This window comes from Janthinobacterium sp. Ant5-2-1, assembly GCF_001445815.1.
GTDB classification, from domain to species: Bacteria; Pseudomonadota; Gammaproteobacteria; order Burkholderiales; family Burkholderiaceae_D; genus Janthinobacterium; species Janthinobacterium lividum_E.
This window is the reverse complement of record NZ_LNCE01000072.1, coordinates 43,111-58,329: the sequence shown is the minus strand read 5'-3', so window position 1 is coordinate 58,329 and position 15,219 is coordinate 43,111. Positions and strand designations below refer to the sequence as shown.

The 15,219-nt window shown below is 64.2% G+C and carries 14 protein-coding genes; 2 read left to right on the top strand and 12 right to left on the bottom strand.

Features of this window, described 5'->3' with window-relative positions:
• Nucleotide 1: 1 nt before the first annotated feature.
• From ASN89_RS22405 to ASN89_RS22395, 3 genes are all read right to left on the bottom strand, one after another.
• Nucleotides 2-1,165 (bottom strand): DUF1624 domain-containing protein, encoded by a 1,164-nt coding sequence (locus ASN89_RS22405; protein ID WP_058050816.1) that lies wholly within the window; start codon nucleotides 1,163-1,165, stop codon nucleotides 2-4.
• Between the two features lie 107 nt (nucleotides 1,166-1,272).
• Nucleotides 1,273-3,363, bottom strand: a complete 2,091-nt coding sequence (locus ASN89_RS22400; RefSeq protein ID WP_058050815.1) for a TonB-dependent siderophore receptor — start codon at nucleotides 3,361-3,363, stop codon at nucleotides 1,273-1,275.
• A gap of 55 nt (nucleotides 3,364-3,418) precedes the next feature.
• Nucleotides 3,419-4,339 (bottom strand): LysR family transcriptional regulator, encoded by a 921-nt coding sequence (locus ASN89_RS22395; protein ID WP_058050814.1) that lies wholly within the window; start codon nucleotides 4,337-4,339, stop codon nucleotides 3,419-3,421.
• A 118-nt stretch (nucleotides 4,340-4,457) separates the two neighbouring features.
• On the opposite strand from ASN89_RS22395, the gene ASN89_RS22390 reads away from it, so the two are divergent.
• Both ASN89_RS22390 and ASN89_RS22385 read left to right on the top strand, forming a co-directional pair.
• Nucleotides 4,458-5,444 carry a zinc-dependent alcohol dehydrogenase family protein gene (locus tag ASN89_RS22390; protein WP_058050813.1) on the top strand — a complete coding sequence of 329 codons (987 nt, stop codon included), beginning with the start codon at nucleotides 4,458-4,460 and terminating at the stop codon, nucleotides 5,442-5,444.
• A 71-nt stretch (nucleotides 5,445-5,515) separates the two neighbouring features.
• Entirely contained in the window at nucleotides 5,516-5,839 is a 324-nt protein-coding gene (locus ASN89_RS22385) for a tetratricopeptide repeat protein (protein ID WP_046683746.1), read from the top strand.
• Nucleotides 5,840-5,844: 5 nt separating this feature from the next.
• Here ASN89_RS22385 and bla read toward each other — a convergent pair whose 3' ends face one another.
• From bla to ASN89_RS22340, 9 genes are all read right to left on the bottom strand, one after another.
• Nucleotides 5,845-6,795, bottom strand: a complete 951-nt coding sequence (gene bla / locus ASN89_RS22380) for a subclass B3 metallo-beta-lactamase (RefSeq protein ID WP_235502043.1) — start codon at nucleotides 6,793-6,795, stop codon at nucleotides 5,845-5,847.
• Between the two features lie 61 nt (nucleotides 6,796-6,856).
• Nucleotides 6,857-8,611 carry a M56 family metallopeptidase gene (locus ASN89_RS22375; RefSeq protein ID WP_058050812.1) on the bottom strand — a complete coding sequence of 585 codons (1,755 nt, stop codon included), beginning with the start codon at nucleotides 8,609-8,611 and terminating at the stop codon, nucleotides 6,857-6,859.
• A complete protein-coding gene (locus ASN89_RS22370) occupies nucleotides 8,608-9,000 on the bottom strand; it encodes a BlaI/MecI/CopY family transcriptional regulator (protein ID WP_058050811.1) in 393 nt (130 codons plus the stop codon). Before ASN89_RS22370 ends, ASN89_RS22375 begins: the two co-directional genes overlap by 4 nt.
• A 64-nt stretch (nucleotides 9,001-9,064) precedes the next feature.
• Nucleotides 9,065-10,585: a hypothetical protein gene (locus ASN89_RS22365; protein ID WP_058050810.1), complete on the bottom strand. Its 1,521-nt coding sequence runs from the start codon at nucleotides 10,583-10,585 to the stop codon at nucleotides 9,065-9,067.
• A gap of 73 nt (nucleotides 10,586-10,658) precedes the next feature.
• Nucleotides 10,659-12,005: a DUF3422 family protein gene (locus ASN89_RS22360; RefSeq protein WP_058050809.1), complete on the bottom strand. Its 1,347-nt coding sequence runs from the start codon at nucleotides 12,003-12,005 to the stop codon at nucleotides 10,659-10,661.
• Between the two features lie 122 nt (nucleotides 12,006-12,127).
• Nucleotides 12,128-13,336 (bottom strand): multidrug effflux MFS transporter, encoded by a 1,209-nt coding sequence (locus tag ASN89_RS22355; RefSeq protein WP_058050808.1) that lies wholly within the window; start codon nucleotides 13,334-13,336, stop codon nucleotides 12,128-12,130.
• Nucleotides 13,333-14,007: a CerR family C-terminal domain-containing protein gene (locus ASN89_RS22350; protein ID WP_058050807.1), complete on the bottom strand. Its 675-nt coding sequence runs from the start codon at nucleotides 14,005-14,007 to the stop codon at nucleotides 13,333-13,335. Before ASN89_RS22350 ends, ASN89_RS22355 begins: the two co-directional genes overlap by 4 nt.
• A 121-nt stretch (nucleotides 14,008-14,128) precedes the next feature.
• Nucleotides 14,129-14,599 (bottom strand): copper chaperone PCu(A)C, encoded by a 471-nt coding sequence (locus ASN89_RS22345; RefSeq protein WP_058050806.1) that lies wholly within the window; start codon nucleotides 14,597-14,599, stop codon nucleotides 14,129-14,131.
• A gap of 19 nt (nucleotides 14,600-14,618) precedes the next feature.
• Nucleotides 14,619-15,215 (bottom strand): SCO family protein, encoded by a 597-nt coding sequence (locus ASN89_RS22340; protein ID WP_058050805.1) that lies wholly within the window; start codon nucleotides 15,213-15,215, stop codon nucleotides 14,619-14,621.
• Between the last annotated feature and the right edge of the window lie 4 nt (nucleotides 15,216-15,219).

Below are 15,219 nucleotides of genomic sequence, written 5' to 3'. Positions count from 1 at the left end.
CTTAGAAGTAGCGCACCCACGCCTGCTTCGACGTGCGCTTGTAATTGGCGAACGCGCGGCAAGGAAAGTACAGCACGGGCATCAGGGCCAGCGCGATCAGCCACACTTGCCAGATGTGCTCGACGCCATAACGGTTGCCATGGTTGGCGCCCAGCACAGCCGTCAAGGTGATGCCGATGGCCAGCAGCAGATACAGGTGCAGCAAATAGTAAAACATGGGCGCGCCGCCAAAGGTGGCGCAAGCGCGCGTAAACCAGTTATCGACGCTTTCCAGCCAGGCCATGCCCAGCAAGCCCAGGCCCAGAGTGAACAGCAGGAAGTCCAGCGACGGCGGATACTTGGTGAAGTTCAGCACGCTCATGGCCGTGCGCAAGGCCGTGTCGCCGGCCAGCCACGGCAAGGTTTCGCCATAGATATTCAAGCCGCGCAGCACGGCCAGCAGCAGCAAGCTGCCACCGCCCAGCGCCAGCAGCAAGCGACGGCGTCCTTCAGCGGACAGCCCCCGTGCATACAGGGGCCCGGCCGCATAGCCGAGCACGATCACGCCTATCCACGGCAACAGCGGATAGCTGACCTTGATCTTCATGGCGCCATCGGCCACCAGATAACCGCGTTGCAGCAATACCGTCAGCAGATAGTAGCCAAGGCTACCCTCTTCCGCGTGCAGCCAGGTAAACAAATGCTGGCCGGCGCTGATCGCCACGCCCAGCACGACCAGCACTTTCAACGGCAGCTTGTGCAGCACGGCCAGCGCCATCATGGCCAGGCCGATGACCCAGATCACCTGCAGATACAGGATCGCCGGCGTGAAAGTACCCATCCAGGCAAAATTGACGAACACCAGTTCCAGCACGACGAGCAGCAAGCCCCGCTTGAACAGGAAACCGCTGGCATTGCGCGGACCGGCGGCCGGATGCGCATACAGCCAGGCGGACAAACCCGTCAAAAAGACGAACATGGGCGCGCACACGTGGGCGGCCAGGCGCGTGAAGAACAGGGCCGGGTCGACGTGGGCCGCATCCATGGGGTCGCTGACCTGGTGATGCAGAAAGAACGTTTCGCGCACATGGTCGAACAGCATGATCAGCATGACGAGGCCACGCATGACGTCGATGACGGCGATGCGGGTGCGCAGGGTGGCGGGGGAAGTCAGGGAAACAGTCATTTATTCATTTTTAATGTAAGGGTAAGAGTCGCGTGCGTACCCCAACGGCAGAAACTGGGGTCGGACCTTAAGGTCCGCCCCCAGCACTTTGCTGTTGGGGGAATACATCAAAACCTGTAATGCGCATTCACCGTCACCGTACGCTCCGCCCCCGGCGCCACCCACAGCTGGCTGTAGGAACTCGCATAATAGCTGCGGTTGAACAGGTTTTCCACGTTCAGGGCCAGGCGCAGTTTCGCCGTCGGCGAATAAGACGCCAGCAGTTTGGCCGTCGTATAGGCCGGCAGGGTAAATTTGCTGCTGACGGCGACGTCGCCCAGGCGCTCGCCCACGTATTGCACGCCGCCGCCCACGCTGGCCGTGCCCGTGCCCAGCGCGAATTGCTGCGTGGCCAGCAGGTTGGCGCTGTGGCGCGGCACATTGGCGAAGCGGCTGCCCGTCACGATCGTATTGTCGCCGCGCGTAACGGTGGCGTTGGTGTAGGCATAGGCGCCCGAGACGCGCAAGCCGCGCTCCACTTCACCCGACACGTCGAGCTCCAGTCCCCGGCTGCCCACCTCGCCCGCCGCAACGGCGAAATCCGTGTTGGCGGGATTCGTCGTCAGCACATTGCTCTTGCGGATGTCGTACACGGCCACGGTGCCCGTCAGCTTGCCCGTTTCCAGCTTGGCGCCCAGCTCATACGAGCGGCTGCGCTCTGCGGGAAACGCCTGGTTGGCTATGCTGATGCCGCTGTTGGGCCGGAAACCCTTGGCCGCGCTCGCATACAGCGACCACGCCTTCGACGGCTGGTAGACGAGGCCCGCGCGCGGGCTGGTGGCCGACAGCGACTGGCGGTTGCTCACGTGCAGGCGATTATTCGTCACGTCCTGCGTGTAGCTATCACGGCGCACGCCGACCAGCGCCTTCCATTGCGCGCCCAGGTCGATCTGGTCCTGCGCATACAGTCCCTGCGCCTTTTGCCCTTCCTGCGTGTCGACGGCCAAGGCCAGCGGATCGGCCTTGCCGCCATACACGGGATTGAAAATGTCGATGGCATAGGCATTCGCGGCCGAGGGATTGCGGCGCAGCTGCACCCGGTGGTCGTCGAAATGATAGGCGTCGACGCCGGCCAGCACCTCGTGCGCCAACGCGCCCGTCCTGAACTTGCCCAGTACTTCAACGCGTGCCGACACGTCGGTGGCCGAGAAATCGCGGTGGCGGCGCTGGCGTTGCAAGGTGCGGCCATCGGCCAGCAGCTTGCTCGCCTCGGTCGAATAACCGCGCAATTCGCTGTCGCGGTAGGAAGCGCCCGCCTGCACCGTCCAGTCGTCGGACAGCGCGTGATGGATGAACAGCTGCTGTCCCAGCGACTTGACCGTCATGGGGCCGTCGGCCGGCTCGCCCAGGAAGCGCGACACTGGCACCGCCCCCAGCCTGCCATTCACGGCGACGATGCCACGGTCAAACGGCGCGCGCTGCCGCACGGCTTCGATTTCATACGACACGGTCGTGTGCTCGCCCACCAGCCAGAGGAAGGACGGAGCAAACAGGCTGCGCTCGACCTTCACCGTATCGCGGAAGCTGTGCCCTTCGTCATGCGCCGCGTTCAGGCGATAGGCGATGGTGTCGCTCAAGGGTCCTGTCAAGTCCAGCGCGGCGCGGCGCGTCTGGAAACTGCCGAGAGAAACATCGGCGCTGTATTCAGGCGCGAACTTCGGTTTTTTCGTCGTGATATTCACGGTGCCGCCCGGCTCGCCCCGGCCGTACAGGGCGGAGGCCGGGCCTTTCAGCACTTCGACGGCTTGCGTGTTGCCGCCGTCGCGCATGCCGTTGTAGCCGCGGCTGGAACTGAAACCGTTGACCATGTAGTCGGAACCGAAATTCGGATCGCCCGTGAAACCGCGCATGGCGTAGCTGTCCCACAGGCCGCCCAGCGGGCTTTGTTTTGCAATACCGCTGGCCAGGTCCAGGGCGCCAGCCAGGGTCGTCACGCCCGCGTCGCGCAGCAGGTCGCCGGTCAGCACGCGCACACTTTGCGGCAAGTCCATCAGCAAGGCGTCCGTCTTGGTGGCGCCCGTGGCGGACAGGCTGCGGTAGTGCTGGCGCTCGGCCTTGACGGTGACGACATCATCGGGCTGCGCACCATCGACTGCCAGTGACCAGGGGCTGGCGGCGGCCAGCAAGAGCGCCACGGGGCGGCGTAAAAACACGGACATGGGGATTCCTGACAATGGGCAATTCAATGCAATAGGCTTGCATTATAATTGATAATCAATTCTCATTAAAGCCTTCATCAATAATCTGCGCCAAAAACTCCACGAACACCTGCACCTTGGCCGCGCGCAGCTGGCGCGGGTGGAACAGCGCCCACAGGTCCGGCCCGCGCGTGCGGAACGGTTGCAGCACGGGCACGAGGCTGCCCTCACGCAGCGGCCGCAGCACGGAAACAGACAGCGCCTGCACGATGCCGCAGCCGGCCTGGGCGGCGGCGATCATCGATTCGATATGGTCGAAGGCCAGGGCGGCCGGCGGCGTGTGCGCATACGCGGCAGCGCCCGCCTCTCCCTCCTTGGCCTGGAACAGCCACGGACGCACCTGGCGCGATTTCGGGTACAGGAAATGCAGGCAGGCAAACTGGTCCAGCTCCTGCGGCGTGCGCGGCAGGCCATGCCGGGCCACAAAGGCGGGCGAGGCGCAGCACAGGTAATCCATCTTCAGCAGGCTGCGCGCCACCAGCGACGAATCCTGCGGCTCGCCGATGCGCAGCATCACGTCGATGCCCTCTTCCACCATGTCGACCAGGCGGTCGCTGACCGTCAGGCGCAGGGAAATGTCGGGACAGGCGGCCGTAAAACGGGGCAAGGCGGGCGCCACCAGGTTGCGGCTGATGCTGCTGGGCATATCCACGCGCAAGCTGCCCGAGGGTTTCCCGGCCGCCTGTTCAAGACTGGACTCCAGTGCGGCCATATCGGCCAGCATCTGGCGCGCCTGCGCATGGCACTGCCGGCCTTCGGCCGTCAGCGACATGCTGCGCGTGGTGCGCTGCAAGAGGCGCACGCCAAAGTGTTTTTCCAGCGCCGCCACCTGGTTCGTCACGGACGAGGTCGAAATGCCCAGGCGCTGCGCCGCCTTGCTGAAACCGCCCGCCTCGACCACGGCGCAAAACACCTGCATCGCTTCCAGCCTGTCCATGCATTTCCTCCTGTTTGACTATGATTATCCACGATATCGAAATAGTGTATGGGGCCGCGCCCCGTTTTTCTTTGCGCCGGCTCCGCCTAGACTGGGGCATCAACCACAGGAGAACCCCATGCAAGCCCTCGTCCTCACCAGCTTTGCCGCCCCCATGACCATCGAAAACGTTCCCGTGCCGCAGCCCGGCCCCGGGCAAGTCCTCGTGCGCATCGCCGCCAGCGGCGTCAATCCGCTCGACACGAAAATCGCCGCCGGCGCCGCCCCGCACGCCCGGCCCCGCCTGCCCGCCATCCTCGGCATCGACGTGGCCGGCACGGTGGCGGCCGTGGGCGATGGCGTGACGACTTTTCACGTTGGCGCAACAGTCTATGGCATGGCGGGCGGCATAGCCGGCATCCAGGGCTCGCTGGCCGAGTACGGCGTCTTCGACGCCGCGCTGCTGGCGCCCGTGCCGCCAGCGCTGGGCATGCGCGAGGCGGCCGCCCTGCCCCTCGTCTCCATCACGGCCTGGGAAGGTTTGGTCGACCGCGCCCACGTGAAGGCGGGCGACAGCGTGCTCGTGCATGGCGGCGCGGGCGGCGTGGGCCACATGGCCGTGCAGCTCGCCGTCGCCCTTGGCGCCAAAGTGTATGCCACGGGCAGCGCGGCCAGCCGCGACGCCATCGAGGCGCTGGGCGCCCATTTCATCGATTACCGCACCAGCACGGTGGATGACTACGTGGCCGAACACACGGGCGGCGCCGGCTTCGACATCGTCTACGACACGGTGGGCGGCGCCACCCTGGACGCCAGCTTCCAGGCGGCACGCCTCTACGGCGGCCACGTCGTCAGTTGCCTGGGCTGGGGCACGTTCGCCCTGAGCCCGCTGACGGCGCGCGCGGCAACATACTCGGGCGTGTTCACCCTGCTGCCCCTGTTGAGCGGCCAAGGCCACGCGCGCCATGGCGCCATCCTGCGCGAAGCCAACAAGTTAATCGAGGCGGGCAAGCTGCAGGTGCGGCTCGATCCACGCCGCTTTACCCTGCGCACGGCGCACGATGCGCATGCGGCGCAGATGGACGGCAGCGCGCGCGGCAAGCTGGTGGTGGAGGTGCGGGATTGAACGCGGGCTTGTTACTTGCAAGCGGAAACGTTAATATACAAGAATAAACTTGCATATTAATAGGACTCTTGATGCGTGAAAATCTGGAAAAACTGCTGGCGCAGGGGCGCGACAACGCGCTGCTGCGCTTTGGCCTGGGAGATGCCTGCCTGAAAGACCATGATGCCGAGCAAGCCGCCCTGCACCTGGCGCAAGCCACCGTGCAGCAGCCCGGCTATTCCGCCGCTTGGAAACTGCTGGGCAAGGCCTTGCACCAGCTGGGCCGGCTGGACGAAGCGCAGGCTGCGTGGACCACCGGCGTGACCGTGGCCCAGCAGCAAGGCGACCTGCAAGCCGTCAAGGAAATGACGGTATTCCTGAAACGCCTGCACAAACAGCGGCAGGCGGCAGAGTAAAAAGCTTAATGCGCATGCGCGGCGCCCTTGGCTTCGGCTGGTAACGCCACGCCCCGCTCTTTCGCCAGCTTCTTGGCCAGCAAGCCGCCCGCTTCGGCCGCATAGGCGCGGCAGGCGTTGGCGTCGATCAGGGGATTGTCTTGACCGCTGCGCTTGGCGGCCTTGCCCAGCACGTCCGTCGTGCCCGGATGCACGGGAATGATGATGTCGCATGGCAAAGCGGCCACCTTGGCGATGCTCGCTTCGAACGAGGCCGAAATATCGGGCTTGCCGCCTTTGCCCGTGTACGTGAAATCGCCGCTGGAATACGGGTTCAGGCTATCCGCATATACGACGTCCAGGCAGCGCTGGCCTTCGCACGACGTCCACGTCCACGTCGTGCCGCCGGGGGTGTGGCCCGGCGTCATGTGGGCCGTCAAGGTCAACGGTCCCACCTTGACGGTATCGCCCTCGCCTACCAGGCTGACCTTGCTCACCTTGGCCACATGCACGACGGGATCGGCCTGGTACTGCGGATCGTCCTTGCCGTTGGTGCCGCTTTGCAGCACCGGGGCGGCCGCCGCGCTGGCCATCACGGTGGCGTCGCTGGCCCGCTGCAGCGCGGCGATGCCGCCCGCATGGTCCCAATGAGCGTGCGAATTGAGGATGTATTTCACATCCTCGATGCGAAAGCCCAGCGCCTTGATGTTTGCGATGATCAAGGGCGCCGATTGCGGCAGCGCGCCGTCGAGCAGGATATGGCCTTGCGGGCTCGTCACCAACACGGCGGACAGGCCGGCCGTGCCCACATACCAGGTATTGCCAAAGACATTGAACGGCTTGACGGGCGCGTTCCATTCCTTGCAATTGTCGCAATTTACCGGTTTATCCTGCACCTGTGCGGGTGCCTTCGCCTGCACCGTGCCAGCCGTCATGGTCGCAACCGTAGCCAGCATCAACTTCGCCAATAGTGTCATCTTCATCTCCAGAGTGTAAAAAGAAGGGCGCCCGCACTGGCGCGCCCGGGGGGGGGGGTATCTACATGCGGCCGGTCCTGTCGGCCAGGGTGTCGCGGATGTGTCCGGCGTCGAGGGAGCGCCGCTGCGCACCGTCGGCGTCCAGCAGCACCACGGTGACGTGCTTGCCGCCGCTGCGCATGCGCATCGTCAGGCAACTGCCCGCCTCGTGGCTGCTGCCCGTCTTCGACAACACGATGTCCCAGCCCTTGCCGCCCACCAATGGATTGGTGTTGTGCAAGGTGCGGACCTTGCCATTGACGGCCACGCTCGCTTGCGGGTGGCTGGTGATGCGCGCGATGTCCGGATAGCGCGCGGCGGCCGCGACGATCTTGGCCACCTCGCTGGCCGTGGACGTATTCGCGGGCGAACTGCCGACGGGGTCCAGCAAGGTGGTGCGGAGCAAGCCCAGGTGGCGGATCTTCGCCTGCAGGGCGTCATTAAAAGCCGCGCTGCCGCCGGGATAAGTGCGCGCCAGCGCGGCGGCGGCGCGGTTTTCGGACGGCAGCAGCGCCAGTTGCAACAGCGCGCCGCGCGACACGGCCACGCCATCGGCCAGCAGGCTGCGGCGTTGCAAGGACGCACCACCATCAGCGCGCACGATGCGCACCTGCTCATCATGATCCTGCCCCGCGTCGAGCACCACCATGGCCGTCATCAGCTTGGTGATCGAGGCGATGGGCACGACGGCGTCCGCATCTTTCGCCATCAATACCTTGCCGCTGGCGTCATCGAACACCAGCATGTGTTTGGCGCTGACGGGCAAGTCCAGCATGCCGGCGGCAGCCTCGGCCAAAGTCGCGCCGCTGACTTCGGGCTTGCCCTGCGTCTGCAGGAGCAAGGTGGCACAGGCCAGCAGCAAGGCGGGCACGGCCAGCTTCCAGCTGCCGGCATCCAGACCGGGCGCCATCAAGCGTTCGATACGCGTGAGCAACGCCCCGCCCCGAGCCGACATCAGCAAGCCGGAGTGCTGCGGCGCGGCCGTCTGCAGGGACAAGGCATGCAGCGCCGTGGCCAGTTGCTGCGGGTCTTGCAGCGCTTGCGCGGCCAGGGCGTCGGCCACCTGTTCGCGCTCGGCCCGCATGCGCGCCGACAACCACCACACGACGGGGTGAAAGAACAGCAGCGCCTCGGCCACGCTTTGCAACAGATTGACCAGGTAATCCCAGCGCCGCACGTGCGCCAGCTCATGCGCCAGCAGCGCTTCGAGCAAGGCGACGGGCATGCCGCTCAGCAAGGCTGCCGGCAGCAGGATGACGGGACGCCAGAATCCCACGGTGACGGGGCTGGCCAGGCCCGCATGCAGCTTCAGCGGCGGCCGCCGCTGCAGGCCCATGCGCTGCGCCAACGCATCGAGGCGCGCCTGCCAGACGGCCGGGGCAGCCACGGCCTGGCGGCGCAGCTTGCCGACCCAGGCCAGGCCCAGGCACAGCCGCAAGCTCATCAGGCCAACGCCGGCGCTCCAGGCCAGCACCAGGGCCGGCATCCACGCTTGCAGCGCGGCGCGCCAGGCCGGCGGCGCGGCCACGGGCAACTGGGCCAGTGATGTGCCCGACAGCAGAGACAGCAGGTGGAGCGAGGGAATACACAGGCACAGCAGCAGCGCCAGCGCGCAAACGGCATAGCGCCAGCGCGCGCTCGCGTGGCGCAGCAGCCAGAGCAGGACAGCGGACACGGCGCCGACGATCACGCCCTGCCAGACGAAATACAGCAGGACCCAGCCCAGCGCAGGAACAAGCTTGCCCAACTCAATGCCCAAGCCCATGTCCAGATTCATGGCGCGCCGCCATCCTTGCTACGCAGGATTTTTTCAATTTCCAGGCGTTCCGCGTCGCTCACGTGCTCGCGCAGCGCCGTCAGCACGAGCGCCTTGCCGGAGCCGGAAAACACCTTGCCGATCAAATCCTTGAGCAAGCTCGTTTGCAGCTTTTCCTGCGCTTCGACGGCCGCATACAGCTGGGGACGCTGGCTTTCATCGCGGCTCAGCAAGCCCTTGCCATGCATCAGCTGCAACTGGCGCAGCACGGTGGCGTAACTGGCGTCGGCACGCTCGGCGGCCAGGGCGTCATACACGACGCGGGCGTCGGACGGACCGCGCTGCCACAGGATGCGCAGCAGGTCCAGTTCGGCGGCCGTGGGATGGGGAGTGGAGGTATTTTTTAACATGCCGCTAGAATACCCAGTCTAGAACGCCATGTCTAGAACTTTTTTTCTAGACTGCCGTGCGAGACTAAAATTCGCGCAAGCGGTCGAACAAGTCCAGCAAGGCAGCCTCATCGACCAGCGCCGCGCCCTGCCCGCTCAGTTGCCCACTTAGCTGCGCCAGCAGTTCCGCCAGTACCGAGTAGATTTCCTCGCGTTCGACCGTCTCGATGATGCTCGCGCGCCGCTCGATCTTGCTGAATACATCGACATAGGCGGTGACCATCGCCTCCAGCGCGGCCGTCGCCGCCGTCGCCTCCATGGCGGCGGCGATGCCGCGCGTCACGGCCAGCATGTTCTTGTAGGCCAGCGCCGCCTTTTTCGCATACGCGGGGGAAATATGCTCACGGCCATCCCAGTCGCGGAAGGGGTTGAGCAGGTTGTCCGCCAGCCATTCCGGCTTGCGTGCCTTGGTCACCGACAAGTCCAGTCCCAGCGCCGCCGCCCTCCTGTAGCCGGCCTTGATGGCCTTGGCCACATCGGCGGGCAAGCTGGTCAGCCACAAGGCCGACAGCTGCGGCAATTGCGTGGCAGATGGAAACTCTTCCGCCGTGTAACCGAACAGGTCATAGGCGGTGAACATGCGCAGCGCGGTCAGCTGCGCCAGGCTGGCCATGTGCGATGCCAGCCCCGGCTTGCCCCAGATGCGCAAGGCCGTCAGATGGGGAAAGCGCTGCGCCACTTGCGCCAGGTCGACGTCTTTCATGCTGACCAGCGACAGGCCACCCAGTTGCTCCAGGCCGTGGAACGGCGGCAGCGTGTGCGTGCACTGCAGTGTCAGATGGCGGCCACCGGCGCCGTCGGCAACGCGCAGCGCCGGCGATGGCACACCGCGCAGCGCGAGCAGGCTCAAGCCTTCATTCAAGACCAGGCTGGTGACGCCATCAGGCTGCAGGATCAAACGGCTCAAGCCGCTGCCGCTGAAATCGAGCGCATGCACCGTCGATGATTGCCAGTGCAGCTCATTGATGAAGGGATTTCCCTGGATAAACTCCATCAAGGCCTGCGTGCCATTGCTGGTCCCGATGGACATCAGGCAAGGCAGCTGCTCCAACTCGGACACGTCGCCCAGCGCCTGCAAGACGGTGTCATCGATTTTCGTCGCGTCCTGCCGCAAGACCTGGCCGCCAACTGTTACTTCACGCTCGTCCGACGCGGCCTTGAATTGCTGGCGCCGCAGCGGGTCGATGCGCTCCCAGTTGCGCTGGCGCAGCACGCTGTCGCCCACGTTCCAGCCGCTGCGGTAGCTGTTGACTTCCACATCCACCAGCGGCGCGACATTGCCAACAAAGGTATGGCCAGGCGGCACGTTTGCCGTGGCATAGCAGTGGTCGTGGCGATTATTCCAGAAGAAATAGTCGCACAGCAGCGGCCGCATGGCTTGCACGGCCGCCGCATCGGGCAAGGCGTCGCCGGTCCAGTCCAGCTCCAGCACGGCAGCTACCGGCCTGGACGAGGACGCATCCTTGATGCGGGTGACCTGGCAAGCCACATACTGCTGCAGCTCGGACGAAAACACACTGTAAACATCGCCAACATTCGGTAGCACGCAATTTCCTCTCAGAACACCTGACGGTCGAATGTTGAAACATAGCAAATTTTCAGCGCCCCTGTCGTTCGACTCAGTCCACGTGCAGCTTGTGATGCATGCGCCGCAAGCCCAGCCAGACGGCGGCCGCCACGAACGGCACCAGGGCGCCGACGAGGATTTCCGGATTCACGGGCAAGCCCATCACCTTGGCCGCCTTGCCCGTGTAGCTGAACAGGCCGATCACGTAGTACGAGATCGCCGCCACGGACAAGCCTTCCACCGCCTGCTGCAGTCGCAGCTGCTGCGCCGCGCGGGCGTTCATCGATTGCAGGATTTGGCGGTTCTGCAATTCCTGCACGATGCCCACGCGCGTGCGCAGCAAGTCATTCGTGTTGGCAATGCGCTGCGCCATCGCTTCCTGGCGGCTGGACATCGCTTCGCACGTGTTCATGGCCGGCGTCAAACGGCGATCCATGAATTCCTCGACCGTGGGGATGCCTTCGATGCGCACTTCGCGCAACTCGTCGATGCGCGCCCTGACCAGACCCATGTAGGCTTTCGAGGCGGAAAAACGGTAGCTATTGTCGAGCGACAGCTTTTCAATGCGGGCGGCCAGGCGCGTGATGCGGTCGAGCAAGGCTTGCTCGGAGACACCGTCGTCGCTCTTGGCCAGGCCTGGCGCGTCGTCCGTATCGACCATGGCGGCGGCCAGGGTCGCCAGTTCGTTTTCGATGGCATTCAACGATGGCGCCGCCTGCATGGCGTAGGGCAAGCCCAGCAAAGCCATCATGCGGTAGGTTTCGATTTCCAGCACGCGCTGCACGAGGCGGCCTGACTGCTGCGAACGCATGCCCGCATCGCGGATGACGAAACGGCTGAAGCCGTCCGACTGGATCGTGAAATCCGTCCACAATTCGCCGCCCTGCAGCACCTTGCTGCCGGCCAGGGTATTGCCCTCGAACACGCGCGACAAACCCTGCATGAAGATCTCGGCAGGCTCGGTCGCCTGCTCGAGCACCACGTGCGCGGCCACCATCAGCTTGCCCTTCAAGCCTACCAGCCACTGCTGCGGCAATTGCTCCAGCGGCATGCGCTCGAACGCCTGTTCCAGGGGCAAGGCTTGCCCCGGATGTTCGGCGAAGGTAAACGTGGCAAATTCCGTGTGGCATTCCCATTTCAGGCGGAAGCGGCCAAAGTCGTAATAGAAGTACTTGGCTTCGGCAGCGGGCGGCGTGACGCCGAAATGCGTGCACAGGGCGGCCAAGGTGGCGTGCTGAGCCGCCATATTCGAGGCGCCCGGCGCCGCGCTGTCATCTTTATACACGGCCAGATGGGTGATCAGCTCGGGGGCGTCGAGCTGCAAAAACGGCCGCGAGTGGATTTCCGCAGCCAGCGGCACGCGCAAGGCGTGGTTCAAACTGGAGTTAATCAAGTGCATGATAGCCAAAGGTAAAGTTGCAAAACTGCTTAGACCCGCGCACGTGCTGTAGCGCCCGCAACACGGGTCTGATTGTCACAGTGTAACAAAGCAGGAAGCATGCCTACCTTTTCAAACCCCGGTCATGCCGTTTTGACAATCCCCGTCGCACCCTGTACCGCGCTCTGGTGCGTGCCCAGCCACCAGAAAAAGGCGGCCAGCGCCACGGCCGAAGCCTGTCCCAGCGCCAGCTTGAACGCACTGTCGAACAGCAACGGTGCGACAAAACCGGACACCAGCGCAAACACCAGCATTTGCACGAAGTTTTGCAGGGAAGCGGCCAGGCCCCGCATCTGCGGGAATATATCGAGCGTCGACATGGTCATGCCCGGCAAGGCCAGCGACATGCCGAACGCGTACAGCATCACGGGCACGACGGCGAACGGGATGCTGGCCGCGAACCAGTGGTTGTAAGCAATATTGAGCGCCCCCGTGGCCGCCATAGCCAGCAAGCCCCAGCGCACCAGCACGGTGCTTTTGACCGCATGGGCCAGCTTGCCCGACAGTGCCGAACCCAAGACCAGACCGGCCACCATGGGGATGAACATCCAGCCGAACGCCGTTTCCGGCAGGCGCAACAATTCCAGAATGAAATGCGGCGCGGATGCGATGTACAAGGCAAAGCCGCCAAAAGCGAAGGCCACGGCCAGCGAACGCAGCAGGAACGCCCGGTGGCGCAAGGCCAGCCAGTAATTGCGCGCGATGATGCCTGGGTGGAAGGGGTGACGTTGCTCGACGGCCAAACTTTCCGGCAAGCCTTTCAGGCAAGCCAGCAACAGCAGCACGGTGACGGAAAAGGTGAACACGAACGTCGATTGCCAGCCGTAGGCCACATGCAGCCAGCCGCCGATGATGGGCGCGATGGCCGGCGCGATGCCAAACACCATCATGATATTGGCCAGCATCTTTTGCGCGGCCGCGCCCGACAAGCTGTCGCGCACGATGGCTTGTCCGATCACCCTGCCCGCCCCTGCCGAAGCGCCCTGCATGCCGCGGAAGAACAGCAGCCAGCCAAAGCTGGGCGCGAACGCGGCGCCGATGGAGCCGGCGGCAAAGATCAGCAGGGAACCCAGGATCACGGGACGGCGGCCGAACGAGTCGGACAAGGTGCCGTAGAACAAGGTCATGAAGGCGTAGGCGGCCAGATAGACGCTCAAGGTCTGCTGCACCAGCACGCTGCTGACGTCGAAATGCGTGCCGATTGCGGGAAACGACGGCAAGAAGGTATCCGTGGCGAACGGGCCCAGCATGGCCAGCCCGGCCAGCACGAGGGTCAGGTTTCTCGTCTTCATGCAAGCTCCTGCGCAGGATGCTGGCGGCGCAAGCCGTCGAGGGCCGCCAGCGAGAAGGCGGCAATATGCCGGGCGATATCGGCGATGCCCGCCTCGTCATAGGTAATCTCGGGCACCACCAGTTCATGCACGATGCGCGAACGGGCATAAAACACGACCTGGCCAATCACGCTGAACACGCATTTCTGCACCACGTCGTCCGGCATTGCCGGCCCCACCACGCCTCGGATCAGGCGAGTGAACAGCGCATGCTGCGGCCGCACATTGCGCTCGGCCAGCTTGTGAATGGCGGCCGTCGGCTCGATCAGTTCGCGCGCCACCAGGCGGCTGAACAGGGATGCGGAACCGGAGCGCAGCATGTCGGAGACGAGCGCCTCGATGGCCAGGCGCAATTGTTCCACGGGCGGCAGCTGCGCCTGCGCGCTGGCGGCGGCCACGTCGGCAGCCGAGGCGCGCGCCAGGTCGCGTGCATGGTCGAAGGCGGCCAGGTACAGCTCTTCCTTGCCATGAAAATAATAATTGACCATCGCCACATTGACGTGGGCCGCCTCGCAGATCCTGCGCACGGACGCGAGCTTGTAGCCATCGTCGGCAAACAGCTGGACGGCCGCCTGCAGGATGCGCGCGCGCGCCGGTTCGTTTTCTCTTTCGTTTTCCTTGTCTTGCGTCATGCCATTCCCATCATTTAAACAGCTGTTTAATATTGTGGGGAATTATATCAAACAACCGTTTAACTTCCAGGCGGACGCAAAAAAGCCCGGCGCACCGGGCTTCTGGCCAAAATGATGGCGATCAGTGCTTCATGGCAGGCATCGGGGCCGAGGTGGCGCCCAGCGGACGCGCCACGGCATTGACTTCGATGGTTTCGCGGCGCTTGTCCTCGCCTTCGACGACCAGGGTCAGCGGGATCTTGTCGCCCGCCTTCACTTGTCCTTTCAGGTCCAGCAGCATGACGTGGTAGCCGCCCGGCTTCAGCTCGACGGCTTTACCGGCTGGCAAGGCGATTTCCTTGACTTGGCGCATGCGCATCATATTGTCCGCCATGCTCATTTCATGGATTTCCGCCACGCCGGCCACGGGCGAGCGCACTTCCAGCAAACGCATGGCTTTCGGCGCCGTGATCTGCATGAAGGCGCCCGTGGCTTTTTGCTGCGGCACGGTGGCACGCACCCACGGGTCGGTGATCTGCACGCTGGTTTGTGCGATGGCGGAGAAGGACAGCACGGCCAGGGCCGTGGCCAGCAGGGTTTTCAGATGGGTCATGATTATTTCCTCGCGATAGTTATAAGGTGTATTTCGATTTCATCAGGGTCTTGATGTCTTGCACGCACTCGTCGCCCGTCAACTGGTGCTTCAAGCCCAGGCGCATGCGGCCCTCGGTATCGAGCACATAGCTGATGGCCGTATGGTCCATCGTGTAGGAACTGCCGCTGGGCACGCGGCGGTAGAAGACCTTGTAGTTGAAGGCCGTCTGCGCCGTGTTTTTCGGATCCGTGCGCAAGCCGAGGAAGCTGGGGTCGAAGGCGCGCATGTACTCGCCCAGCAACTCTGGCGTATCGCGCTCGGGATCGATGCTGATGAAGATCACTTGCAGTTTATCGGCATCCGGCCCCAGTTTCTGGCGGATTTCCAGCGCGCGCGACAGGGCTGTCGGGCACACGTCCGGACATTGCGTGAAGCCAAAGAAGACCATCACATACTTGCCCTTGAAGTCGGCCAGGGTGTACATCTTGCCGTCGGGGCCGCTCAATTTGAAGTCGGGCTTGTAATCGCCTCCCGTCAAGTCAAGGCCGTTGTAATGGGGTTTCGGCGCTGGTTCGCAAGCGGCAAGCGTAAGCAATCCCGCCGTGCCGGCGAGAAGGAAAAGACGACGTTTCATGATA